Raw genomic sequence first — 24,512 nt, 5'->3', positions numbered from 1 at the left:
CTTTGTTAATGATTTTACGGATTCTATTTTCAATTATTACACTAGCATTAGCTGGTTATGGATTAATTACAAGAAATTTTGAATTTCAAGCATATTTGATTTTATTTTTAGGTTTAACAATGTTGGTGACGGGAATACAAGAATTTCAACAAAATAGAAAGCTGACAGGATGGTTATTGATAGTCGTATTTGCATTTTCGCTATTCGTATCTATCCAAAGTTTTATATTGCATTAGGGAGTTTAATGTAAGTATTATTCTCCATACGAAAGAAACAAGAAGTGTATTCGACTAGAAATATCGAATACGCTTCTTAATTTGATACAAAACAACAATCAAGTTAAACAGAGCCTATTTTTTAAAAACAACCGAGAAAGTTAACATAGGCTTTCTTTTTTATATGACAAATTAATCTTTAAATGCATATGTATACTTGCTAAAATGGTAGAGAATAGAAAGGAAGTACAAATTATGACAGTAAGAAAATACATAGCAACAAGTGCTTTAGTTGCAGCATTATTAATGCCTACTTCAGGCTATGCAGCGAAAGAAGTAATCGTCAAGGACTTTACTGAACGTACATATGGCTTTACTGCGGTTGAAGAAGAAATGATTACTGCTTCTACATTGTTTCGATTTGATTCAGGTATGAATTTCACTTATCCTGATGCCATTCGTGGTGTCTATGTAACCGGTCATTCAGCAGGAGGAGCACGCTTTAAAGAGTTATTGAAGTTAATGGATTCCACTGAACTAAATGCCATGGTTATTGATATTAAAGATGATTTTGGCGATTTAACATATGTTCCTGCCGACGACTCACCATTAAAACCTTTAAATATCGGAAACCCATATATTAAAGATCCAAAAGCGATGTTAAAAGTTTTAGAGGAAAAACAAGTATACCCAATCGCACGTGTAGTGGTTTTCAAAGATTCCAATCTTGCTAATGCCAAACCAGAGCTTTCCTTTGTGGAAGGTTCAACAGTCTGGAAAAACGGTCGCGGAGAATCATTTGTAAACCCTTTCATGAAAGAAGTTTGGGATCATAACGTTGCCATTGCAATAGAAGCTGCAAAAATGGGCTTCCAGGAAGTCCAATTTGATTATGTACGTTTCCCTGAAGGATTTGAAACGCGTTCTGATTCACTTAAATATGGAAAAGGTGACTATGCAACTTCTAAAGATGACAATGTACAACAACGTGTTCATGCAGTGACCGATTTTGTAGCGTATGCACGTGAGAAATTAAAACCTTATGATGTAAAAGTATCTGTGGATATCTTCGGGTATGCCGCAACTTTACCTGAAGCACCAGGAATCGGACAAAATTTCGGAAAAATTTCCGAAAATGTTGATGTGATTTCGTCAATGATCTACCCAAGTCACTGGACGTCTTATTTTGGCATCGCTAAGCCAGATTTAGAACCGTATCGACTCGTCCAAGAATATGCAAAAGCTGAAAATGCCACACTGGGCAAACTTGAAAGTCCGCCAATTTCACGTCCATGGTTACAGGATTTCACAGCTTCCTACTTAGGAGCAGGGAATTACAAGAAATACGGTGCTGCAGAAGTGGAAGCGCAAATACGTGCGTTAAGTGAAGCTGGTATAAAAGAATACTTATTATGGAATGCGGGCAATCGTTATTCGCCAGGTGTGGATTACACACCATAACACAGAAAAAATTCTCTTTCGAATGGAAGAGAATTTTTTTTTTTTTTCTAAATATGAAACCTTTTGGGTGTTTTAAACGTATTATTTAATGAAGAGAAAAAACATTTTGTCATTTTCATTCTCTAATTGAGAATTGAAAATCCAAACAAATCTTATTGTTTAAAACAGGTTAGATGCGGGTATATTTTAAATGTATAGCATAGAAATTGAGTTAGAGTGCGTGCTTCCTACATATTATTACTAAAATGTGACGCCACATTAAATTACTTGACTTTTTCTTCATATTCTATATTAAAAATCTTGAAAATGGTGTATAATAAATTTTGTTAACCTATATTAAAGTAATTCTAAATTAAAAGTTGTTACAATTTACTTGAACTTGTTTACACATTTGAAAGGAAGTGTTCCTATGATGGTTACATTGTTTACTTCTCCTAGCTGTACATCATGTCGAAAAGCGAAAGCATGGTTAGAAGAGCATGACATTCCATATACTGAGCGTAACATCTTTTCGGAACCGCTAAGTATTAGCGAAATTAAAGAAATTCTTCGAATGACGGAAGATGGTACTGATGAGATCATTTCCACTCGTTCTAAAATATTCCAAAAATTAAATGTTGATGTTGAAAGCTTACCACTTCAACGTTTGTATGAATTAATTCAAGAACATCCTGGGCTGTTACGCCGTCCAATTATTCTAGATGAAAAGCGTCTGCAAGTAGGTTATAACGAAGATGAAATTCGTCGTTTTTTACCTCGTAAAGTCCGGGCTTATCAATTGCTTGAAGCACAACGCATGGTTAACTAAATTCGGATGAAAAATGACTGATTGATTCTTCTTTTAATTTTAATTGAGAAGAAACGTCAGTCATTTTGCATTTTTCAGCTTGCCAATCTCTTCTCGCTCTACTACAATGCTAATAAATTGTATTTTCCAGAGTAGGAGCATATCCTTTTCATTTTCTCTGGACCGTCATACAATAGAAACAGACACTGTATCGGTAAGCGGCTTGAAGTGTTGCTGGAAAAAGGGGAATCCCTTTAAAGCGATCGAAGGGAGATGTGTAAAATGGATATCGAACGCATTAATGAAAACACAGTCAAATTCTACATTTCATACATCGACATTGAAAAAAGAGGCTTCAGCCGAGACGAAATTTGGTTTAATCGAGATAAAAGCGAAGAACTCTTTTGGGAAATGATGGATGAAATTAATGATGAATCAGACTTTGAAGTCGAAGGTCCATTGTGGATTCAAGTTCATGCAATGGATAAAGGACTTGAAGTAACAGTAACTCGGGCACAAATTAATCGTGATGGGAAGAAAGTAGACTCTCCATTTGAAATGGATGACAAGGGTCAATACTTTTCTAATATGTCTGAAAGTTCATCAGACGAACAATCTTATGATGAATATGGTGGACTTTTTACTGATTCAAATGAACCTCAAAGTGAATTCACATTTTTTGTGAATGACTTTGAAGATTTGATTCCATTAGCTAAGCGCATTGATTTGCCTTCGTATGTATCAACGTCTTTATTCGCTTATAAAGATCGTTACTACTTATACGTTAAAGCAGATGCTGAGTTAATGAATGACGAGGAAATTGAAAATATGGTCAGCATACTTTCTGAATATACGTCCGGTTCAACCGTGACGGTTCATCGTATGAAAGAGTATGGCAAAGAAATAATGGCCGATGAGGTATTTGAGCAAATCAATAAATATTTCAGTTAATCGCCTCCCTTAACGGGGAGGATTTTTTTATGTCTTGGTTCAAAATATATATTCTTTTTTGCGTTGCTGTCATTGTGCTAAAGAGGTGCGTGACAATTTTTTAATTGCCTTTATGTCGGAATATTCGTAAAATATTAAAAAGGAGGTGTTGTGTATTCTAACGGCACAAATAAATAACGAGAAAAATTTCACACTGGAAAGACACATGACAAAAAGTCAGTTGGAACTAATGCGAAGTACAAGCCAATTTACATGCCCCCAATGCGGAAACCCCCTTCGCTTAAAAATTGGCAAAGTCGTCACTCCCCATTTCGCCCATATCGTTCTAAGCGATTGTTTTACTTCATTTTCAGAAAGAGAATCCCCAACACATTTAATTGGAAAACAGCAGCTTGCTGAATTCTTTACACGAGTAGGTTTTCAAGTAGAGGTCGAAGCATTCATTCCGAAAATTTCACAACGTCCTGATTTATTGGTGCAAAAAGGCAGAAATTTATTTGCTGTAGAATTTCAGTGCAGTGTTATACCCATAGACGATGTCTATAAAAGAAATCTTGGATATAATCAAGTGAAAATTCCATCCGTTTGGTTACTTCGCACCCCTGCTAATATTAATGTCAATGCAACTGGCGTAACTTTCATCAAATTATCCAAGTTTGAGCAGTCGTTTATCACAATAGATTCTTCATCCAAGCCCACGTTAATCACCTATGATCCGACCAGTTCTCAATTTGTTTATATTAGTCATCTTTTACATATTAGCGGGTCATCATTTATTGCCAAGTTTTGTACTTTGCCAAATATGTTGCAAACTTTTCCTTTTGCATACATAAAACCACTTACACAGACCGAAGCAAATCAGTATTGGAGTATTTATCAGCATAAACGCTCAAAGTTTTTATCCAATCGAATTTATTCCAGTAAATTTGGTACAAGAGATAAGTTTTTAAACAATTGTTATGTTCAACACATTCTACCGAAAGATTTACCGTTATATATCGGCTTTCCACTCCCTGGATCGCAAGTCTTCCAAAACCATTCTACAGAATGGCAGTTAGCGCTAATATGCGCGCTATCCCAAAAGCAAATAGATTTAGATAATATCAGCGAAGGTTGGATAGAAGCATTTCTTGCCGAACACTGTAGAGTAATAGACTTTAAAATAGCGAAAGATGTAGTCATGCAATATTGCCAATTGCTTCAGCAAATAAATTTCGATCTATCTAAATTAGTGTCACAACAAATCATGCAAGAAACATATTTAAAACAACTTTTTTTTCATAGGTTAATAGTTGCAAAACGTTAGGAAAATTGAGAAAATATAGAAGTTATTCGATTTTTCTATCAAATCGACTCAAGGGGGAACGGAAATGACGACAGAAACAAAAAACAAAATTTTATCACGCAGTGAAGTACCAACAGATTTGACATGGAAACTTGAAGACATTTTCTCTAGCGATGAAGCATGGGAAAGTGAATACAAAGAAGTAAGTGGGCTCGCAGAAAAAGCAGAATCATTTAAAGGAACCTTTGAGAACGGGGCAGAAGCTCTTTTCAATGCTTTTACGTATAAAGATGAAGTGTTGGAGCGTATCTATCGCTTATACACTTATTCTCACATGCGTTACGATCAGGATACAACAAATAGCCACTACCAAGCAATGGACAGCCGTATTAAGACGTTGCTTGTAAAAGTATCAACAGGTTTATCTTTCATGACACCAGAACTATTGGCGTTGGATGAAACGAAAGTCAAAGATTATGTAGAAGAACATGAAGGTTTGAAATTATATAAACAAGTATTAAAAGAAATTAATGAAATGCGTCCACATGTTCTTCCTGCAGCACAAGAAGCGTTATTGGCTCAATTCGCGGAAGTGGCAAATGCTTCATCTGAAACATTTGGAATGTTGAACAATGCCGATTTAGAATTCCCTACGATTAAAGATGAAAATGGGGAAAATCTGGAATTGACCCACGGTCGATACAGCCGCTTACTTGAGAGCTCTGATCGTCGAGTGCGTGAAGATGCTTTCCGTGCCATGTATGGTACTTACGGAAAGTTCCGAAACACATTCGCTTCAACATTAGCTGGGAATGTTAAACGCGATAACGTGAATGCTCGAGTTCGTAATTATACTTCTGCACGTCACGCTGCAATGTCTGAAAATCATATTCCTGAGCAAGTGTATGATAACTTGGTTAATACCGTAAACAAGAACTTGCACTTATTGCAACGTTACGTCTCTTTACGCAAGAAAGTATTAGGTGTCGACGAATTGCATATGTGGGATCTTTACACACCATTAGTTAAAGAAGCAAAGATGGAAATTCCTTATGAAGAAGCAAAAGAAATTATGCTTAAGAGCTTTGCGCCACTTGGTGAAGAGTATGTATCGATTGCCAAACAAGGATTGGAAAATCGTTGGGTGGATGTTGTAGAGAATAAAGGAAAACGTTCAGGTGCATATTCTTCTGGTGCATATGGAACAAATCCTTACGTACTAATGAACTGGCAGGATAATGTAAATAATTTATTCACACTTTCCCATGAGTTCGGCCATAGCCTTCACAGCTATTATTCACGTGCAAATCAACCATTTATTTATGGGGACTATTCTATATTTGTAGCTGAAGTTGCATCAACGTGTAATGAAGCATTATTGAACGAATATATGTTAAACACAATTGAAGACGAGCAAAAACGAATTTACTTGCTGAACTATTGGTTGGAAGGGTTCCGTGGTACTGTATTCCGTCAAACGATGTTCGCTGAGTTTGAGCATTTGATTCATAAAATGAACCAAGACGGGGAAGCATTGACAGCAGATAAGTTGACTGAAGTTTATTATGATTTGAATAAAAAATACTTTGGTGACGACTTGGTTGTTGATGAAGAAATCGGTCTGGAATGGGCTCGTATCCCACATTTCTATTACAATTATTATGTTTATCAATATTCGACTGGTTACAGTGCTGCAGTAGCTTTGAGCAATCAAATTCTTTCTGAAGGCCAACCAGCAGTAGATCGTTATATTAACCAATTCCTGAAAGCGGGATGCTCAGATACGCCGATTGAAGTGCTGAAAAAAGCAGGAGTTGATATGACATCCGCTGCACCGATTGAAGAAGCGTGTAAAGTGTTTGAAGAGAAGCTAGCTGAACTTGAAAGTCTGTTATTAAAATAATCATTTTCCACCTCCATCTGAAATAGATGGAGGTGTTTTAGTTATATCGGTATATCATTCAAATGGTATAAATAGAATCGCGTTTTGCTGGAAGCGCTTACCTTATGACGATTTTGTGAAAAAGATTGTGAAGGATTGATTTACTCGTTATGTCATGATATCGTTTAAATGTGAAATAAATCACACACAAACATACACCCCTTTGTTTGAACGTGAACATTTCTCCCATCCCCTTTGTGAAAAGAACCGTCACTCCATAAATGGAAGGACGGTTCTTTATTTTTTTCTGAAACTATACTGTTGTTTATCTTACATTTGAGCTAGCAACCTGTTCCGCATGAGCCAAACCATGTTTAATAGATATCTCTTCATAAAAACTGCACCCCACTTGTTAGTTGTGTCTAACAAGTGGGGTGCAGTTCACTTTTGTCTTCGGATCGTTTTTATAAAGCGTATGCCCTATTTAAAGGGAGGTTTCATGCTTTATGCATATAAGATTTGAGTCTCCATTGATTTGTATCTGCCAATGGAATGCGTTCAAGTTGCTGTAGTAGTGTTCGTTTTTTTAATTCTCGCTCCGCTGCGTAGTTTGTCACGCCGTAAATGGAAGCGATTTCTTTAGTAGATAAGGTATGATAGCGTATAAAAAGTTCATCAAGTGTGGGTGGTTCTTGGGGACTTAGTTCCATATCCAACATCTCAGCCAGAATTTTCTCGTATACTTCGTAAGAATACACACCACACACTTTCAGTCCTTCATCCTCAATATGTTCATTGAAAAATACCATGCTAGGCGATTCACTGACTTCCATTTCCCGACTGATATGGAGATCGCATTGAAAGGCGCGGGTGGCTTCTTTTGACTGAATATCTGACTTGAATTCTTCTACATCCAACTGTGCTTCTTCCGCAATTGCTATGAGGCTTGTAAAAGAAGCAACGTTTTTTGTATCCAAGAAAAACTGTTCTTGAAGTTTTTGAAGATATCGGACTCCGGCTCGTTTACCTTGTAGCTCCGCAGCTTTAATGGCAACAGAGGGAAGTGCTGGATGTGTAAAATCATCGGCATCTACCGAATCATTTGCACAAAATGAATTAAGAGTAGAAAGCTTCGTACTAAGTACTACACGTAACGTAAAATATTGTTCATATTCGACTTGTAATTTTCGCAAAATCGGTTGTAAATCAAAGCATGAAGAGCAGAGTGGGTCAATAAATGCGTAAAGCTCAATTGGCTTTGTTGAACTCGTAGAAACTATCGCTTCGGGCGGAATCTGCAAGTTATTCACTCGATTTCCTCCTCTTGATCTGGCCGGTTCGTCATATGATGAGCCGTTAGTACAAGGCGATGATAAAAGTCGTCACGGATTTTTCCTTCTAACTCGACCTCATCCATTGCATTATGCATACACTCAAGCCAAGCTTGTGCTCTGTCTGGTGTGATAGGGAAAGACATATGTCTGGCACGTAACATCGGGTGTCCGTGTTCTTGTGAATAAATATTAGGTCCACCTAAATATTGTGTCAAAAATTGTTTTTGTTTACGAGCGGTTTCCGTCAAGTCATCTGGAAATATAGGCTTAAGCTTTGGGTGTGCCGCGACTCTCTCGTAAAATGCATCAACAAGTTGCGACAATTTATCCGGACCAATTTCCTCATAAGGAATAATAGGTTTTCGGGTCATTTTATAAACTCCTTTGCTTGCGCTGTATTCCCATTCTATCAACCTCACGTATATTTCTCAAACAAATCGATTTTGTTAATTCTTACATACAATTTTATTTTCGTATCAACGAATGCAAGTTTATAAATGTCCAAGCTGTTTTACTATTCATACAGTTTATTTATGCTGAGCCGCTTTCATGAACCGGGCAATTTTTTTTGGTGTTTTACGAATTGGAATTTTATAAGTTGAAAGTATTTCATTAAAGCTATGTTGTCCACTTAAATAATCATTCACTTCAAATTCAACTTCATAATCTGTCTTCCCCAAATAGTCTGAGCGATCCAATACGAGCAAGCCATCTTGATACGGAATTTCTACACGATGTGTATGAAGAGATCCAAATGCAAATAGAACCTCGGGTAAAGACTGGAATTCACTGTAAGATTGGGGCATAATAAAGCCGTTTTGCAAAATTTCATCTCTTTCTGTTGCACTTAACAAGCGAGTAGTTTCAATCATGGTATGTTTATTTTCACCAGGTGCTTTTAAGGTTAATTCAGTGCGCTGTCCAATGACTCGTAAACGAAATCCCATGTAAGCATCACGTAACTGATAATCCTTCGTGTCGAAGTATGTGTTTGTCTGAATGCGAAAGTCATGCTCAGATACGCCAAATTCACGGCATAAATTATGAAACTCTTCTTTTTCCAACAGATTTTTAAATTCTATTTCTTTTTGAATGGACATCGTGATTCACCACCTTCCTTCTTATTATGCTGAAAAAATTGCAAACTGCAACATATGGGAACCTATGATAAAATATGGGGTAGTAAAGATTGAAAGGAAGAACAAACATTGCGTAAAACTTATATTGTCAAAAGCGGTGTACAAAATGAAAACGATATCCGTTTTTTATTGCAAGAAGATCCAACCAATCAGGAAGTAAAAGCGGCTGGTCAGTTAATCACTGATTCAGATGAGAATGCATTCGTCTATTTAATGGATGACTCCGATGGGTATACATATGTTCTATTTCCCAAAACAGTGTGGCCATTACTGGCAGTGACACTTGGTGCAGACAAGGACCCTGTGTTAGTTTGGGGAAAGACGGATATTGTGCTTGATAATTTCAGAGAAGAATTAAATATGCTGATCTTCAATATCGAAGGAAATCACAATTACGGTGAAGAATTTGCAAATGCAGTAGAAGAAGCTTTTAAAGAACAACTGGCTACAAATTGAATTCATTAGAAATTCACGATGATAGCATTGGCAAGGGGGACTGGTCATGGGGCAATGGAAGCGTTTTTTAGAGCCTTATAAGCAAGCAGTAGATGAATTGAAAATAAAATTAAAGGGTATGCGGACGCAATATGAAATAGCAAATACAAACTCACCGATTGAGTTTGTTACTGGCCGTGTGAAACCTCTTGCAAGTATCTATGATAAAACACTTGAAAAAGGAATTGCTTTCGAGCCCTCTGCCATACTAGTTAATGAACTGCAAGATATTGCAGGGTTGCGTATCATGTGTCAATTCGTTGATGACATAGAGACAGTGGTAGAGTTACTGCGTAATCGTCACGATATCAAAGTGGTTGAAGAACGTGATTATATCTCACATGAGAAACCAAGTGGCTACCGTTCATATCACATGATTGTTGAATATCCCGTCCAAACCATTCATGGGAAAATACATATCCTGGTGGAAATTCAAATCCGCACGTTGGCAATGAATTTTTGGGCATCCATTGAACATTCGTTAAACTACAAATATAAGGGATTATTTCCCGAAGAAATAAAAAACCGGTTGCAAAGTGCAGCTGAAGCAGCATTTCGTTTAGATGAAGAGATGTCACTAATCCGTGATGAAATCCAGGAAGCACAAAAATATTTCAGTGAATATAAAGAGAGTGGAAATGCGAATTTCCCATCTAACTCTGGGGAAGGTAGGTCCAAGCATTTATGAAATTTGCCATTCAATCAAGGAATGATGCACACTCAAACGAATTGATGGCCAATGCCAAAACCTACTTGTCGGATTTTGGACTGGTGTGGGATGAAGAGTCACCCGATATCGTGATTTCAATCGGTGGAGATGGGACATTGTTGCACGCGTTTCATCGCTATAGTGAACAACTGTCGAAAGTAGCCTTTGTTGGAATTCATACAGGTCATTTAGGATTTTATGCAGATTGGAAACCAGCTGAAATCGAGAAGTTGGTGATTTCCATTGCCAAAAAAGAATTCGAAGTGATTCAATATCCTTTGCTCGAAGCGACCATTAATTATCGTAATACGGATGAAGAAAGTGTTTATTTGGCTTTAAATGAAAGCACAATCAAATCTCCTGATGTGACATTGGTGATGGATGTCGAACTGAATGACAGCCATTTCGAACGTTTCCGTGGCGATGGGTTATGTATGTCGACACCTTCAGGAAGTACCGCCTACAATAAGGCGCTTGGTGGAGCAATTATTCACCCATCTTTGGAAGCGATGCAGTTGACGGAAATGGCGTCCATCAACAATCGGGTCTTCCGTACAGTCGGCGCTCCTCTGGTTTTACCATCACATCATACATGCGTTTTGAAACCAGTGAAGGCCGTTGATTTCATGGTGACGATTGATCATTTGCAACTGCTCCATAAAGACGTAAAATCCATCCAATATCGTGTAGCAAAAGAAAAAGTGCGATTTGCTCGATTCCGTCCATTTCCTTTCTGGAAACGTGTACACGATTCATTTATCGACAGCGATGTATAAACAATTTCATTTAGTATTTAACGCAACGGAGCCTATATTACTTCGTGAAGCCCTAGGTAAATGGGGGATTTCCAAACGCACTTTAACATCAATTAAATTTGATGGCGGTTCCTTACTAGTAAACGGACAAGAAAAAACGGTCAGACATCCACTTTCAGTTGGGGATGTAGTGACCGTTCTTTTTCCTTATGAAGAAGTGAGTGCAGGGCTGATTCGCCAAGAAGGTCCACTGGAAATCATTTACGAAGATGATGTCCTCTTGATTGTCAATAAACCACCTGGTCAAAGCACCATTCCTTCCAGGGAACATCCATCAAACACGTTAGCCAATTATGTAGCTCACTATTATGAAGAAATGTCGATTCCTTCGACAGTCCATATTTTGACTCGACTAGACCGTGATACATCTGGCTTAGTCTGTTTAGTTAAAAATCGACACATCCATCACATCATGAATCAAGGACATGTCATGAATAAGACATATGAAGCCATTGTTCACGGCAGAGTCGAGAAACAGACACAAGAAATCATCGAACCAATTGGACGTAAAGGAAGCAGTATTATTGAGAGAGAAGTACGGAATGATGGTCTATTTGCTCATACCGATGTCAGTATCATTCGATACGATTCACATTTTTCGCACGTGAAATGTCTATTGCACACGGGAAGAACTCATCAAATTCGTGTACATTTGGCTCATATTGGTCATCCGATCATGGGAGATGATCTATACGGGGGGAAACTGGACTTAATTACACGACAGGCACTCCATTGTGCATCTGTAGATATTAAACATCCTTTAACCGGAGAAATTTTAACCATTACGAGTCCATTGCCAGACGATATGAGTAAATTACTCCATTAGTTTTCATAGTCGTGAAATTTTTCTTCTACATATGGCTGGAGGGAAGTACTGAAACCACTTCCATCTCAGGATATCTAAGGGCAGATAATTTCCCGCCGAACACACAGCCGGTGTCGATATTCACCGTTCGGTTTTTGAAGCGTGCTTCTTTGGTAGGTGTATGACCGTATACAACAAATGCAGGACCTTTATAATGTTTGGCCCAATCTCCCCGTATTGGACGACCATCAGCATGTTGTTTACCGGAAATATCACCGTATAAGACAAAAACAATAATATTTTTTTGTATCGGTTTACCGATCATATCTTCGCGTATTCCAGCATGAGCGATAATCAGTTGATTATCGTCAAGCTGCTGGTAGAAAGAAAGGGCTTCATAAAAAGCAATATATCGCTTTCTGAATGATTTTTGTTTATTTGGAGATAATTGCTTAAATTCTGCAACGGTCGTCTCCAGACCATGAGTAATTTGAACTTTATGATCTTTAAAATAGCGATAAAGTTTGTTGCAATGATTTCCCGGGGAATAAATTAACTGCGTGGCATCCTGCAAATCAAACAATAAGTTCAGGACTGCCAAGGTTTGCGGTCCTCTATCCGCTGCATCTCCGACAAAGGCAAGTTTGCGTCCCTGTGGATGAACGAATCCCTCTTCAGTCGGTTGATAGCCTAATTTTTCAATCAATGCAGTCAGTTCTTCGTAACATCCATGGATATCTCCAACGATATCGTACAACAATTCGTTCACCTCATTATAAAAATAGTTTGCTATAACTTCAGTTTACCCCATACAATGGGGAATGTAGAATTGTAACGGGCAAAGAAAGGAGGGGGCATACATGACAGAGGAGCGTAAACATAACGAAGAAAACCAATTCGATGCTGAACAACTGCTAGCATTTCTGACTGACCAACAAGTAGATGAATTCAGAGATGAATTTTTAGCGCTTCATCCATATGATCAGGCACAATTTTTTGAAAAGGTGGGACCTGACAGCAGGCAAATTATCTATCAGTATCTCTCTCCGAAAGAAATGGCAGTAATTTTCCAGTCGATTGAACTCGATGACGATGAATATGAACCTTTTCTAAAAGAAATGGACAATACGTATGCGGCGGATATGTTATCCGAAATGTATGCCGATAATGCTGTAGACGTCCTAAATGAGCTGGGCAAAGATCAAGTAGCCAGCTATTTGACTATCATGGATGATGAGTCGGCTAAGGAAATCAAAGACTTGCTCCATTATGAAGAATATACGGCCGGATCCATTATGACGACCGAATATGTAGCAATTCCCGAAAATTCGACATGTCGCTCTGCGATGACCATCTTGCGAAACGCTGCCCCTGAAGCTGAGACCATTTACTACCTTTTCGTCGTCAACGATGATCACCAGCTGACGGGAGTTGTTTCATTACGTGATTTAATTATTGCCGAAGAAGACACTCTTATACGTACGATTCGAAATGAACGTGTAGTAAGTGTGTCAGTCAGTGACGATCAGGAAGAAGTAGCAAGAATGATAAAGGACTATGATTTCCTGGCAGTGCCTGTAGTAGATTTTCAAAATCATTTACTTGGAATCATCACAGTTGATGATATTTTAGATGTACTCGAAGAAGAAGCGAATGATGATTACTCGAAATTGGCAGCCGTATCAGAGATGGATACATTTGATAAAGGACCATTAACAGCAGCAAAAAAAAGGTTGCCATGGCTCATTATTTTATTGTTTTTGGGGATGCTCACTGCAAACTTGATGGGTATTTTTGAAGAAACACTAGACCAGGTTGCCATTTTAGCTGTTTTTATTCCGTTAATTGCAGGAATGGCAGGCAATAGTGGGACCCAAGCACTTGCTGTAGCCGTTCGGGGTATTGCAACAGGCGATATCGCCGAACAAAGCAAATTGAAATTGTTGATGCGTGAGGCGGGTACAGGCCTAATCACCGGTATTGTTTGTGCGGTATTTGGCGTGGGCATTGTGTTTTTCAGTCAACACGATTTATTGCTTGGACTGTTAGTCGGGGCAGCAATTTTGGGCTCCATTTTTGTTGCTACCTTGTCGGGATCTTTCATTCCGTTACTCATTCACCGGATGAATATCGACCCTGCTGTGGCGTCTGGACCATTTATTACGACACTCAACGACATTATCAGCATCTTAATCTATTTAGGATTGGCTAGCATGTTTCTCACATAACTTTAGCTTAATGAAAACCAGAACCCCATTGATTTGAGGTTCTGGTTTTTTGTTATATGAAAAGCGCCTTCACAAACCCACTAACTATTTACTAGTGTGATATTCTTTTTGCACTTTCTTTTTTTGTGATGTATTATTAGTACCAGGTATTAATAAAGAATATTAATTAGGGGGATTTTTATATGTCTTTGTCATTGCAGGGGAAAACGTTTGTCATCATGGGTGTAGCAAATAAACGCAGTATCGCTTGGGGAATCGCACAGTCGTTGGATAAAGCGGGAGCGAATATCATTTTCACGTATGCGGGGGAACGATTCGAGAAACCCGTGCGTGATTTAGTGGCAACATTGGAAGGGAAACATGAAATTGTTCTTCCATGTGATGTAACAAATGACGAAGATGTGGAGAAATGCTTCGCAACAATTGGACAAGCGGTAGGAAAAGTAGATGGTTTAGCCCATTGTATCGCATTTGCTAAAACAGAAGAGTTAGCGGGGAACTTCTCAGATACTTCACGTGAAGGGTTTTTGCTTGCACATAATATAAGTGCTTTCTCATTAACGGTAGTAGCGAAAGCTGTTAAGCCATTAATGACAGAAGGCGGAAGTATTGTCACTTTAACTTATTTAGGCGGAGAAAAAGTGGTACCGAATTACAATATCATGGGTGTTGCCAAAGCATCGCTTGATATGTCAGTACGTTACTTGGCAGCAGATCTTGGGAAATATAACATCCGTGTCAATGCCATTTCAGCTGGCCCAATCCGTACGTTGTCTGCTAAAGGTGTAAGTGATTTTAACAGTGTGTTGAAAGAGATCGAAGAACGTGCACCGCTTCGTCGTAATACTACACCTGAAGAAGTAGGGGATACGGCACTATTCTTATTTAGTCAATTATCACGCGGGATTACAGGTGAAACCATTCATTGTGACAGCGGTTTTCACATATTGTAAACCTGCAGCATAAGCTAATTCAAAAAGGGTGTGTATATTCCATTGGAAAATGATCCGCTCCTTTTTGTCCAAGGTCCGCCGGTCTATAGGCATGTTCGTAAGGTGTCTCGTTGGCAAGAAGAAAGTACTTCAATCTTCCCGGAGCCTGTTGTTAAAGCCCTCGAATCCAAAGTCGAAGCCGATGTTGAAGCCAAAGTCGAAACCGTAATTGAAACCGATCCATTGATGTGGCAAAGATTGCGCTTTTTGACGTCAGATTTTGCAAAGTTTGTGTATAAACCACTAATTTTTCAATTACAAGATGGTGAAAAAATTCGCGGAATCGTGGATGTGCTTTATCAAGATAGTGTCCAAATTAAATCTGATGAAGATGAGATTATGGCATTTGAAATTAACGAAATTAAAGAGATTTGGTGGGGAGGAAAAATTCTCCCGATTCGAGTGTGAATAGTAGTGAAGAAAACATCCATTTTAACATAGTGGATGTTTTTTCTTTTTATCTGGAACTAGCTGAATTATTTTTGTCATTTTACATATTCTGTTGACAGACAAAAACTAAGCCCAACTTCCTTTTGAAAGGAAGTCGAGCTAATTAGACACTGCACGCTTGACGTGTTTATTTATTAGTCACAAACACCTAGAAATACGTCTGCTACACATTCAATGCCACAGAAGCAATTCAAGTCAACGGTAATACAGCTGTTAGAAAGTCTGAAATCTCGAACTTTACAAATTTTTCTTAAATCCAATTTGTCGCCATTGTCGTTTAAAAGATCTACTTCTTTATGATGATGATCCAAAGGTTCTAGTACACGAAGTGTTGCACAGCAACCATCGAATATTTCTTCTACACGGAAGAATACAGAGAAGCAATCACAGTCTTTACGATCATTATCGCGGAAGAAAGCTTTGAACGGTGTACCATCGTCCGTCAAAAGCATGAATACGCGAGTATCAGCTTGGTGACGAGATGGACTTACTAATCCACCAAGTGGCTCCAAGAAGCAATTCGTTGGACATACCGGACAGTCCATGTCCGTTGCTTGATCTTGAATGTCTTTGATTGCACGAACTACATCACAGATACATTGATCTTTCTTCTTGAAATGTCCAGAAGATGACGATGACGATGACGATGATGATGATGATGATGATTCCAAGTTACGTCCACATCCCATTTTGTTTTCACCTCACTCTCTTTAAGAGTCTTTATACAATATGTAGATTGTGTTCGATGGTCAGGGCGCGTAACCAATTTATACATAAATTTTTGGAAAAACATCATACTAGGATAAAAGGTGAATTGAAAATGAAAAAATTCGGATTGTTGATCTGTATATTATTGCTATTGGTGGGTTGTTCAAATGACCAACCGCAAGTATCCATTTATCATGTTGATGATGATCAGGAAGAAATTGAATCACTCAAGGAAATCTTCCAGGACAATGAGAAAATAAGCGAGGCTGCTGCCGTGTTCTTTGATCATCAGTTGGTTGTGTCCTTGCAAGTAGAACCATTGTCGAAATTCAGCAAAGAAAAAATTGCAAAATCAATTGAAAAAGAAGTGAAATCGGTTTTTCCTGATCATGATGTATTTGTATCTCCTGATTTGAAAATCACTTGGGAACTGAAGAAAATTATTGAAAAGAAACCGACAGAGGATGCTTTGAAAAAAGATTTAGATAAACTTCGAGCATTGGCAAAGGAGAAAACGTAATGGATCCCAATTCATATCAACAAACAGTGGACGAGATGGCACCGAAGCGACCCGTTTTAAAGAACTGTCTGAAAGCATTTCTGACTGGCGGTATCATTTGTGCTGTCGGACAAGTCATTTCATTTTTCTACATGGCCTATTTTTCATTTACTGAGCGAACTGCGAGCAATCCAACTGTAGCCACGATGGTTTTTATTTCCATGTTATTAACAGGGTTCGGTATTTATAAAAAAATTGGCCAGTTTGGTGGTGCAGGTTCGGCTGTTCCTGTAACAGGTTTTGGTAATGCCGTAATCTCTGCAGCAATTGAACATAAATCGGAAGGTTTTATTTTAGGAGTAGGCGTCAATATGTTTAAACTGGCAGGTCCAGTAATCGTCTATGGTACTTTCTCTGCCTTTGTCGTAGCACTCATCAAAACCATACTAGTTAAGATGGGGGTGATCTCTTGGTAAGTAATTCGCGGACGTATCAGTTTGCTTCAAAGCCAAGTATCGTTTCAACGGCAGTTGCTGTTGGTCCTCTAGAAAAAGAAAGTCCCTTCCATCCTCATTTCGACCATGTCTACGATGATGAACGTCTTGGACAAGGCTCAAACGAAAAAGGTCATTCCCAGTTAATAGAGGATACTTGTAATTTGGCAATCATGAAAGGTGGATTTCAACTCCCTGATATCGATTTGTTCCTTGGAGGAGATTTGATCAATCAAATGACACCAACCAATTTTGCGGCACGCCAACTTGCTACTCCGTTTATGGGTATGTTTTCTGCTTGTGCAACAAGCATTTCTTCTCTAATTACAGCAAGTTTCTTTCTTGAAACCAAACAAATGGATCGGATCTTATTTGGTGCAGCTAGCCAGCATAACGCTGTTGAGAGACAGTTTAGGTATCCAATTGAATACGGTGCACAAAAGCCTCCTACAGGCCAATGGACTGTAACTGGAGCAGGTTACGGAGTTCTTTCCCACAATCAAGTTGGTAAACCATTCGTGCAGTCTGCCACAATTGGTCAAGTTATGGATTGTGAATGTACGGATCCACTTGATATGGGGAGTGCTATGGCACCGGCAGCCTTTGATACAATTCAGCGACATTTAGCTCAAAATAAAGGAACTTCTTATGATTTTGTCATGACTGGGGATCTTGGGAAGAATGGCTTTGCCATTTTACAGGAACTTATCAAAACAAGTGGAGTTTCTTCTTATCTTGTTGATAAATATCGTGATGCAGGAGCGGAATTTTACGGAAATGACGATAAATTTTTATCTGGAGCCAGCGGAGCTGGTTGTTCTGCAACGGTCTTTCTAGGACCAATTTATGCTGAATTATTCGCGAAACAATATAAGAAAATACTGCTGGTAGCCACTGGTGCTTTATTATCCCCACTTTCATTTCAACAGGGTGAAACGATCCCATGTATTGCCCATGCTGTTGAATTGTCGATGGAATGAGGTGACAATATGATCGTTTCAATCATTATAGCATTTATCATTGGTGGACTTATTTGTGTAGTGGGACAACTACTTTTTGATGTGGCGAAATTAACGCCAGCGCATACATTAAGTTTATTGGTAGTCATTGGTTCTGTTCTAGATGGGTTTGGCTTATATGAGCCTTTCATCGATTTTGCAGGAGCAGGAGCAACTATTCCCATTACTTCTTTTGGTAATTCACTTACTCATGGAGCTATGGCGGAGGCAGAAAAACATGGTTTTATAGGCGTATTAACCGGTATGTTCGAAGTGACAAGTTCAGGTATCAGTGCAGCCATTATATTCGGTGTGGTTGCAGCAATCATTTTCAAGTCCAAAGGTAAAGTGTCCTGAGGAAAAAGCCCTCTTCCTTTAAACTCGTTCGCATATTCTAGTTCGAGTGGTAAGGGAGGGAATCGTATGTGTGAGGGTTATAGTCCTTGCGGTGGTTATCCAAAAATGTATCCAGCTCGTGCTCCTTATCAAGGGTCAACATTTATCCTCATAKTTGTACTATTCATCCTATTAATCATCGTAGGGAGTAGTTTCATCAGATAGGAGGGGAACAAATGCAAGACTCATTTTTTAAGAAGATTGAGCAAAAAACTGGTGTATCGATGGATGAAGTTTTTACATTGGCGAATGCCATCCAGCACGCTGATTTTTCAGATGAACGCCAAGTGAAAAAAATCGTTCGAAGAGTATCTAAAATTGCTGGAAAGCAGATTTCAAGCGATTTCGAGGACCAAATTGTTCAATCAGTTGTTCAAAAAGGAAACAAGCTAAATCTTAATGAGATAGCAAACATGATGAACCAAAAAAACKAATAAATAAAAGCACTTGTTCAGATGAACAAGTGCTTTTTATTATAGATTTTTTTCCATGGCACGATGGGGTATACCTGCATCCATAAATTCAGGCGAGGTAATTTGATAAGAGAGTTTTTCATAAAAAGGAACGGCATAAGACTGCGCATTTAGTTTAACTGTCGTTAAACCAGCGTCTCTCGCATAACTTTCCATCGTTTCCATCATCAAATTTCCTAAATGCTTGCCACGATATTGAGGCAAGATACAGACACGTTCAACTTTTGCGATCCCTGGTTCAGGTTCTCGAATTCGGCCCGCACCTATAGGCATTTCATCGTCATACGTCACGAAATGAACAGCAGACTGATCATATTCATCCATCTCTAAATGTACTGGGACATCCTGTTCATCCACGAATACTTTTTGACGAACAAAAAATGCATCATCCAGCTCTTTTGGTATTTCCACTCGTTTGGCAGTAATCAAATCAATTTTCAGCTCCAGTCAAACGGAATGTTTCATAAACCGTCCAAGAGCCATCTTCAAGTTGATACAGCAAATGCAAGCGATCGATAGTTTCCTCGTGATCGACACCAATCATTTTCAATTGGCCATAAATATCGTCATGTTCACCGGATGACATTTTTTGTGCGATGGTAATATGAGGGACAAAGGCATATTCAGCTTTGCCACCCACTTCTTCAGAATGCAAATCTTCATGTAAATTAAGCAATTCTTCACTCGGTTCCACTTTGAAATAAATTGCATTCGTAACCGGTGAAAAGGAACTCACTTTAGTTGTGTGTATTTTGAAGGGTTTGTGACGTTTGACAACGTTGCTGATTCTTGTAGAAAGTTGTTCAATCTCAGTGTCACTAGCTTCGAATACGCCCTTGACCGTCATGTGAGGGGTGATGAGTGCATAATGTGGATCATAACGTTTGCGGTATGAGTTTGCCAAGTCTTGTAGTTTTTTAGATGGGAATGCAACGACTCCATATTTCATCCTAAAAACCTCCTTTTAGTTTAATAAGTACATACTTATAGTATAGCAAATTTTCTGGATAAGGCTTCATTTGACGATCAATGTCCGAAATTCATTTTAATCGCACGTTTCAAATCCGGTTGCCAATGTTTCCAAGTATGCTCTCCTTCAAATTCGTCATAGAACAACGAAAATCCTTTGTCTTGCATCAATGAATTTAAAACCCTGTTCGGTTCAAGGAAGTTTTCAATCTCTCCATTGGTTAGCTTTACTGCATCTTCGCCAGTTCCAATGACATGATAAACCGAGAACGAATGCGGTGTCCGGACATTTTTAATTTTTTCCAATACATCTTCATTGACCATCGGGGAGTGTAAAAGGACTTTCCCAAATATATTGGGGTATTTGATAGCGGCAAGAAGGGAAGCAGTTGCTGCCAATGAGTCGCCGATTAGGGCTCGTCCCATTCCAATCTGATATGTAGGGTAAGTTAAATCCAAATAAGGAACAAGTTCATGTGCAAGAAAACGCAAGTATGCATCATGCTGATCTCCTGATGGATGGTATTTGCGACGGCGATCTTCCACGTTTTTATATGGGACACCGACAATGATCATATTTTCAATTTCTTTGTTTTCGAGTAATTCGTCCGCAACACGGGAAATTCTTCCCAATTGGAAGTAATCTTTTCCGTCAGACGCAATTAAAACTGTATATTTATAAAGTGGTGAATAATTTGCTGGTATATAAATCAGCAGTTGCATATCTTCTTGTAAGGCGTCACTAAATAGCGTTACGTCTTGGATTGTACCTTTAGACAACGGTTTAACCTCCTCTAAATCTTGCTACAGAAATTGTACCATACTGAAGGTGGAAGGTATAATTATGAATAATGACAACAAGAATTGGAAGAAATGGAGATGGCACAATGGATAGAAATGGTTTGCGCGTACACTCTAAGCAAGTATTCGAAGCTACAAAAGAGGCTTTGCAGCGCCGAGGTGTATCAATTGAAGAAATAGCGAAAATTGTATACGAAATGCAAGTTGCATACAATGTAGGCCTTACATTGGAACATTGCATAGAATCGGTCGAAAGTGTTCTTAAAAAAAGAGAAATGCAACATGCCATTTTGGTTGGCATTGAGCTTGATGAATTGGCAGAGAAGAAAATGCTCTCTACGCCATTGCAACAGATTGTTGAAGCGGATGAAGGGTTATTTGGAGTAGATGAAACGATTGCATTAGGTTCCGTTTTTACGTATGGAAGTATAGCGGTAACCACATTCGGTCATCTAGATAAGAATAAAATTGGGATTATCAAAAAACTGGATACAAAAATAGGTGAAGGCATACACACATTTTTGGACGATCTTGTTGCCAGTATCGCTGCATGTGCATCGTCAAGAATTGCACACCGTACACGGGACTTAGAAGAGCATAATGAGACATTTGCCGATATTAAACCAGAAGAGACAGCTCCAGAAACAAATATTGAAGGAACAACGACCTAATAAGAAAAAAGTAGTACCATCTTTTTAAGCTAGAGTTATAGAAAAACGTTGAAGGAATTTTCGTCTTCAACGTTTTTTTGTTCTGATAAACATATGTTGAATCACACTTATCCTTATAAAAACTTGAATATGATTTCATGTCTATGGACAAGCTATTGATGAATAGAATAAATGAATCCATCAATACAGCAGGAGGAGTTTAAATGGAAGAGCGACTCATCGAAAGCTTGGGACAATATTTTGTGTATCATAAAATTAGAGAACGATATGGTCTTACGTTTGAGCAATTTATTGAGAAGTGGGAACGTGGAGTTTGGAAAGCTTAGAGAAAAGTAGGGAAGCGTCTTCTCAAATGAGATGACGCTTTTTCGTTCATACGTTAAAAACATTTTTTCGCAAGAGTATTATTCGAAACCTTGAAGTAAATGAGCTGACATCTTTTTTCTTTTTTTATCCAATCTTTCACCTCAATTCCTGAGTAAATGTGATTGTGAATAATCGGTTTTGATTAAGGCAATGATTAATTCTACTTACTCAGAGGAGGAATATTAATGAAAAAACTTGTAGCACTTTTCCTTGCTTTTATGATTGCTTTTTCATTTGCAGAAACAACTACTTATGCTACACCTATCACGATAAATAAGGATGCCGTGGAAGACGACGTTGATGATATGGAATGGGGTTGGCTTGGATTGTTAGGCTTGTTTGGATTAATGGGCTTAAAAAGAAAAGATGATCACCGCGATCGCCATGTGAAATAGCTTGTTCCCACTCATTTTAGTGGGTTTTTTAATTTGTCGTACAAAGGAATTAAAGAAAGAAGCTCAAGTAAATTGAGCTTCTTTTTTGATTCGATTAATTCCGATTACATCTGACCTAGCCGATGTTCTACCGCTTGTACTACGTTATCAATAGACATTCCTGACATAGCTACAACCGGAAATTCAAATTCGTCATTATGACCTTCATTAATGGTCCTTACGACACCCATATCGTAACCTGAAACATTCTCATCAGTGCTGAACATCTTCACTGTGTGACCTTTTTCTTCTAAAGCCTTTTTAACGTCTTCATAGGGTTTTTCAACAGCAATCTTTGCCATTTCTTAAACCTCCTTTCATAAAAATAAAACAACATCATTAATCTTCCCCAAAGTTGCTCCAATAACCGTAGAAGACATAGAAGAATAAAAAGATAACCTCTAAACAATATTGCAGATGTCAAATGGCAGTTAATAACTTGCCCTCAAATGATATTTAAGTGTGCAGGTGACTTTAGCTTATGGACACTTTATATCCTAAAGCAAAAAAGCCATCAAAAAAAAGTTAATGAGATATAAACTTGAGAGAAAGTTTAACAATGGTTTGATAAGCAATTCTGTACATAAACAGGATGGTATTGCATAAACTATATTGACTGCGGAACTTAACCAGGTTGTCAGTCAAACCAAAGAAGCGTCTAGGCAATTGCCTGGACGCTTTTCTTACTTTTTTAAGGACTTTTTGCACTTTCGTCATTTTAAGCAGTTTATTCTGTTCTTTTTTCCTCTTAATTGGTAGCATAATTAACAATATAATGAAGTTGATGTAGTAGGACTTTTTGAAGAATTGAAATAGCCCAACCACAGTTATTGTGGATGGGCTTTTATTTGGCAATTTTTCTAGGATACTTTTTTCACTTGATTAACAATAATCTTTTAGATGACATTGTGTTAAAAGTATTTAGAAGCGGAAGATGCAATTAAGACTTTAATGATAACTTAAAGGATCATAGTGATAAATGGAGAATGTTATAATAACTAGAAAATTATTTAAGAGAAAGCAGACGGTCGTTTAGTTTCAGATACAATGGAACGTATGCTATTAGCAATCAAAAATTGTGCGCTGTAATAAGTCGTCATAATAAGGATTCCTGAATACGGAATATCGGAAACAAACATATTCCAGGACAAAATGGAATCGGAAATGACAAACAAAATACTTCCAACAATCGCCAATTTGTTGCCTGTCATGATTGCAGACCATGCCATCAAAGAAATGACGATGATATAAAACACGACGGGTAATACTAATGTATCGTTGCCATCAAGAGTTAGAGCACTGATGATTTCTTTACCGAAGAAGTAACCGTAAATCGCAATCGGTACGATGGTTGAAAAACGGATTTTTGAAAAGTTCCATCTAGACAAAAATCCCGCAAAATAAAACAGGTGTCCTATCAGAAAAGCGGATAATCCAAAGACAAACCAGTAGACGAGTAAGCCGTCTCCGAGCATACAAAAAAATAGACCGATTAACAGTAGCCAATGTGTAAGCAATTTCTTAGCAGGCGCTTGCAAATAGGCATAGTAAATAATCAGCCACATTGGAATTAATTTAAACAAGAGCTTTACAGTAAGTGGATCTTTAGGAATTATGAAAATGTAGAGAACGCTCATGAATAGAATGAGCACTGGCAACCAGTATTTTTTAAGTGTCATGACTACCTCCAAGTGTAAATTAATTAACTAGCAATTCTATCAAGTATTCAGTAATGTATTCTTCAAATAATCTACGATTTCCTCTTTTATAATATGCATCCTATCTGAGTTTCGAATTCCACCTAGACATGATGAGCGTAGTGTCACTGTATCCTCTTTAACCACGCAGGCTTGAATTCGCTGGGCAACCTCAATTAATAAATAATCACCTACGGTATGTCCTAACGTGTCATTTATGTACTTAAAAAGGTCCAATTCGATAAATATGATACCAATGGTATGCTTATTTTCATTTGCCAGATTAAGTGCTTGAGTGGGGCGATCATTTAATAAATGACGATTCGCCAACCCTGTCAAAGGGTCACGATAAACAATTTAGTTGATTTTTTCTCAGCTCTTTTTCTTTCCGTAATAAATATGTGTTTCCTTCCTCTAACCAAGCGGCAAGAGAGAGTTCAACTGGAAAGTCGCTACAG

32 protein-coding genes and 1 pseudogene are annotated in these 24,512 nt (G+C 38.1%); 22 read left to right on the top strand and 11 right to left on the bottom strand.

The window, feature by feature from the left end:
* The first annotated feature begins 8 nt into the window (after positions 1-8).
* From AC1DSK_RS14170 to pepF, 6 genes are all read left to right on the top strand, one after another.
* Positions 9-236: a YczI family protein gene (locus AC1DSK_RS14170; protein ID WP_477548187.1), complete on the top strand. Its 228-nt coding sequence runs from the start codon at positions 9-11 to the stop codon at positions 234-236.
* A gap of 234 nt (positions 237-470) precedes the next feature.
* Positions 471-1,676: a putative glycoside hydrolase gene (locus tag AC1DSK_RS14165; protein ID WP_477548171.1), complete on the top strand. Its 1,206-nt coding sequence runs from the start codon at positions 471-473 to the stop codon at positions 1,674-1,676.
* Positions 1,677-2,088: 412 nt separating this feature from the next.
* On the top strand, positions 2,089-2,484 hold the full coding sequence (spxA, locus tag AC1DSK_RS14160) for a transcriptional regulator SpxA (protein WP_162920212.1): 396 nt from the start codon (positions 2,089-2,091) through the stop codon (positions 2,482-2,484).
* Between the two features lie 261 nt (positions 2,485-2,745).
* Positions 2,746-3,414, top strand: a complete 669-nt coding sequence (gene mecA, locus AC1DSK_RS14155) for an adaptor protein MecA (protein WP_477548170.1) — start codon at positions 2,746-2,748, stop codon at positions 3,412-3,414.
* A 205-nt stretch (positions 3,415-3,619) separates the two neighbouring features.
* Positions 3,620-4,720 (top strand): competence protein CoiA, encoded by a 1,101-nt coding sequence (locus tag AC1DSK_RS14150; protein ID WP_477548169.1) that lies wholly within the window; start codon positions 3,620-3,622, stop codon positions 4,718-4,720.
* A 64-nt stretch (positions 4,721-4,784) separates the two neighbouring features.
* Positions 4,785-6,602, top strand: a complete 1,818-nt coding sequence (gene pepF / locus AC1DSK_RS14145; protein WP_477548168.1) for an oligoendopeptidase F — start codon at positions 4,785-4,787, stop codon at positions 6,600-6,602.
* A 476-nt stretch (positions 6,603-7,078) separates the two neighbouring features.
* On the opposite strand, the gene AC1DSK_RS14140 is transcribed toward pepF, so the two are convergent.
* The 3 genes from AC1DSK_RS14140 to AC1DSK_RS14130 all read right to left on the bottom strand — a co-directional run bounded on the left by AC1DSK_RS14140 (position 7,079) and on the right by AC1DSK_RS14130 (position 9,015).
* Entirely contained in the window at positions 7,079-7,891 is an 813-nt protein-coding gene (locus AC1DSK_RS14140; RefSeq protein WP_477548167.1) for a ClpXP adapter SpxH family protein, read from the bottom strand.
* Positions 7,888-8,286, bottom strand: coding sequence for a globin domain-containing protein (locus tag AC1DSK_RS14135; protein ID WP_477548166.1), 399 nt, complete (start codon positions 8,284-8,286; stop codon positions 7,888-7,890). The genes AC1DSK_RS14140 and AC1DSK_RS14135 overlap by 4 nt, the downstream gene beginning before the upstream one ends.
* A 156-nt stretch (positions 8,287-8,442) precedes the next feature.
* Positions 8,443-9,015, bottom strand: coding sequence for a CYTH domain-containing protein (locus AC1DSK_RS14130; RefSeq protein ID WP_477548165.1), 573 nt, complete (start codon positions 9,013-9,015; stop codon positions 8,443-8,445).
* A gap of 108 nt (positions 9,016-9,123) precedes the next feature.
* Here AC1DSK_RS14130 and AC1DSK_RS14125 point away from each other — a divergent pair, with 108 nt between their 5' ends.
* The 4 genes from AC1DSK_RS14125 to AC1DSK_RS14110 are packed head-to-tail and all read left to right on the top strand — an operon-like array spanning position 9,124 to position 11,899.
* Positions 9,124-9,510, top strand: a complete 387-nt coding sequence (locus AC1DSK_RS14125; RefSeq protein WP_477548164.1) for a UPF0738 family protein — start codon at positions 9,124-9,126, stop codon at positions 9,508-9,510.
* Between the two features lie 46 nt (positions 9,511-9,556).
* Positions 9,557-10,237: a GTP diphosphokinase gene (gene yjbM / locus AC1DSK_RS14120; protein WP_477548163.1), complete on the top strand. Its 681-nt coding sequence runs from the start codon at positions 9,557-9,559 to the stop codon at positions 10,235-10,237.
* Entirely contained in the window at positions 10,234-11,034 is an 801-nt protein-coding gene (locus AC1DSK_RS14115) for an NAD kinase (RefSeq protein WP_016428002.1), read from the top strand. Before yjbM ends, AC1DSK_RS14115 begins: the two co-directional genes overlap by 4 nt.
* On the top strand, positions 11,027-11,899 hold the full coding sequence (locus AC1DSK_RS14110) for an RluA family pseudouridine synthase (RefSeq protein WP_477548162.1): 873 nt from the start codon (positions 11,027-11,029) through the stop codon (positions 11,897-11,899). Before AC1DSK_RS14115 ends, AC1DSK_RS14110 begins: the two co-directional genes overlap by 8 nt.
* Here AC1DSK_RS14110 and prpE read toward each other — a convergent pair.
* Positions 11,896-12,638 (bottom strand): annotated as a pseudogene (gene prpE, locus AC1DSK_RS14105) (bis(5'-nucleosyl)-tetraphosphatase PrpE). The gene AC1DSK_RS14110 and the pseudogene prpE overlap by 4 nt on opposite strands.
* Positions 12,639-12,738: 100 nt before the next feature.
* On the opposite strand from prpE, the gene mgtE reads away from it, so the two are divergent.
* The 3 genes from mgtE to AC1DSK_RS14090 all read left to right on the top strand — a co-directional run bounded on the left by mgtE (position 12,739) and on the right by AC1DSK_RS14090 (position 15,506).
* Complete coding sequence (gene mgtE / locus AC1DSK_RS14100; RefSeq protein WP_477548161.1) at positions 12,739-14,106, top strand: magnesium transporter; 1,368 nt, start codon at positions 12,739-12,741, stop codon at positions 14,104-14,106.
* Between the two features lie 182 nt (positions 14,107-14,288).
* Complete coding sequence (fabI, locus tag AC1DSK_RS14095; RefSeq protein WP_016427998.1) at positions 14,289-15,059, top strand: enoyl-ACP reductase FabI; 771 nt, start codon at positions 14,289-14,291, stop codon at positions 15,057-15,059.
* Between the two features lie 42 nt (positions 15,060-15,101).
* Positions 15,102-15,506 (top strand): hypothetical protein, encoded by a 405-nt coding sequence (locus tag AC1DSK_RS14090; RefSeq protein ID WP_477548160.1) that lies wholly within the window; start codon positions 15,102-15,104, stop codon positions 15,504-15,506.
* 176 nt (positions 15,507-15,682) lie between these two features.
* Here AC1DSK_RS14090 and AC1DSK_RS14085 read toward each other — a convergent pair whose 3' ends face one another.
* Positions 15,683-16,237, bottom strand: coding sequence for a CotY/CotZ family spore coat protein (locus AC1DSK_RS14085; RefSeq protein WP_477548159.1), 555 nt, complete (start codon positions 16,235-16,237; stop codon positions 15,683-15,685).
* Positions 16,238-16,368: 131 nt separating this feature from the next.
* Between AC1DSK_RS14085 and AC1DSK_RS14080 the strand changes: the two genes are divergently transcribed.
* The 6 genes from AC1DSK_RS14080 (at position 16,369) to AC1DSK_RS14055 (ending at position 19,080) form a co-directional block, all read left to right on the top strand.
* The gene (locus tag AC1DSK_RS14080; RefSeq protein ID WP_477548158.1) at positions 16,369-16,776 is read left to right on the top strand and encodes a YhcN/YlaJ family sporulation lipoprotein; all 408 of its coding nucleotides are present in this window, start codon (positions 16,369-16,371) and stop codon (positions 16,774-16,776) included.
* A complete protein-coding gene (spoVAC, locus tag AC1DSK_RS14075) occupies positions 16,776-17,231 on the top strand; it encodes a stage V sporulation protein AC (protein WP_016427994.1) in 456 nt (151 codons plus the stop codon). The genes AC1DSK_RS14080 and spoVAC overlap by 1 nt, the downstream gene beginning before the upstream one ends.
* Positions 17,225-18,229: a stage V sporulation protein AD gene (locus tag AC1DSK_RS14070; RefSeq protein ID WP_477548157.1), complete on the top strand. Its 1,005-nt coding sequence runs from the start codon at positions 17,225-17,227 to the stop codon at positions 18,227-18,229. Before spoVAC ends, AC1DSK_RS14070 begins: the two co-directional genes overlap by 7 nt.
* 9 nt (positions 18,230-18,238) lie before the next feature.
* Positions 18,239-18,604 carry a stage V sporulation protein AE gene (gene spoVAE, locus AC1DSK_RS14065; RefSeq protein WP_477548156.1) on the top strand — a complete coding sequence of 122 codons (366 nt, stop codon included), beginning with the start codon at positions 18,239-18,241 and terminating at the stop codon, positions 18,602-18,604.
* 66 nt (positions 18,605-18,670) lie between these two features.
* Positions 18,671-18,808 carry a YjcZ family sporulation protein gene (locus AC1DSK_RS14060; protein WP_477598306.1) on the top strand — a complete coding sequence of 46 codons (138 nt, stop codon included), beginning with the start codon at positions 18,671-18,673 and terminating at the stop codon, positions 18,806-18,808.
* An 11-nt stretch (positions 18,809-18,819) separates the two neighbouring features.
* On the top strand, positions 18,820-19,080 hold the full coding sequence (locus AC1DSK_RS14055; protein ID WP_477598304.1) for a stage VI sporulation protein F: 261 nt from the start codon (positions 18,820-18,822) through the stop codon (positions 19,078-19,080).
* 36 nt (positions 19,081-19,116) lie between these two features.
* On the opposite strand, the gene AC1DSK_RS14050 is transcribed toward AC1DSK_RS14055, so the two are convergent.
* The 3 genes from AC1DSK_RS14050 to AC1DSK_RS14040 all read right to left on the bottom strand — a co-directional run bounded on the left by AC1DSK_RS14050 (position 19,117) and on the right by AC1DSK_RS14040 (position 20,865).
* Positions 19,117-19,545 carry a GNAT family N-acetyltransferase gene (locus AC1DSK_RS14050; protein ID WP_477548155.1) on the bottom strand — a complete coding sequence of 143 codons (429 nt, stop codon included), beginning with the start codon at positions 19,543-19,545 and terminating at the stop codon, positions 19,117-19,119.
* 1 nt (position 19,546) lies between these two features.
* Positions 19,547-20,065, bottom strand: coding sequence for a YjcG family protein (locus tag AC1DSK_RS14045; RefSeq protein ID WP_477548154.1), 519 nt, complete (start codon positions 20,063-20,065; stop codon positions 19,547-19,549).
* A gap of 77 nt (positions 20,066-20,142) precedes the next feature.
* Positions 20,143-20,865, bottom strand: a complete 723-nt coding sequence (locus AC1DSK_RS14040) for an alpha/beta hydrolase (RefSeq protein ID WP_477548153.1) — start codon at positions 20,863-20,865, stop codon at positions 20,143-20,145.
* A gap of 107 nt (positions 20,866-20,972) precedes the next feature.
* Between AC1DSK_RS14040 and AC1DSK_RS14035 the strand changes: the two genes are divergently transcribed.
* From AC1DSK_RS14035 to AC1DSK_RS14025, 3 genes are all read left to right on the top strand, one after another.
* Entirely contained in the window at positions 20,973-21,557 is a 585-nt protein-coding gene (locus AC1DSK_RS14035) for a phosphatidylglycerophosphatase A family protein (protein ID WP_016427986.1), read from the top strand.
* 203 nt (positions 21,558-21,760) lie between these two features.
* On the top strand, positions 21,761-21,883 hold the full coding sequence (locus tag AC1DSK_RS14030) for a hypothetical protein (RefSeq protein WP_016427985.1): 123 nt from the start codon (positions 21,761-21,763) through the stop codon (positions 21,881-21,883).
* Positions 21,884-22,108: 225 nt separating this feature from the next.
* Positions 22,109-22,318 carry a WGxxGxxG family protein gene (locus AC1DSK_RS14025; protein ID WP_477548152.1) on the top strand — a complete coding sequence of 70 codons (210 nt, stop codon included), beginning with the start codon at positions 22,109-22,111 and terminating at the stop codon, positions 22,316-22,318.
* 104 nt (positions 22,319-22,422) lie between these two features.
* Here the strand turns inward: AC1DSK_RS14025 and AC1DSK_RS14020 are convergent, their stop codons facing one another.
* The 3 genes from AC1DSK_RS14020 to AC1DSK_RS14010 form a co-directional block, all read right to left on the bottom strand.
* On the bottom strand, positions 22,423-22,659 hold the full coding sequence (locus tag AC1DSK_RS14020; RefSeq protein WP_477531645.1) for a YkuS family protein: 237 nt from the start codon (positions 22,657-22,659) through the stop codon (positions 22,423-22,425).
* A 708-nt stretch (positions 22,660-23,367) separates the two neighbouring features.
* Positions 23,368-24,036, bottom strand: coding sequence for a lysoplasmalogenase (locus AC1DSK_RS14015; RefSeq protein WP_477548151.1), 669 nt, complete (start codon positions 24,034-24,036; stop codon positions 23,368-23,370).
* Positions 24,037-24,075: 39 nt separating this feature from the next.
* Positions 24,076-24,393: a diguanylate cyclase domain-containing protein gene (locus tag AC1DSK_RS14010; RefSeq protein ID WP_477548150.1), complete on the bottom strand. Its 318-nt coding sequence runs from the start codon at positions 24,391-24,393 to the stop codon at positions 24,076-24,078.
* Positions 24,394-24,512: the final 119 nt, after the last annotated feature.

Source organism: Paenisporosarcina sp. P4_B8, assembly GCF_056402175.1.
Note: the sequence above shows the minus strand (reverse complement) of the source record. Positions and strands in the feature narration are given on the sequence as shown.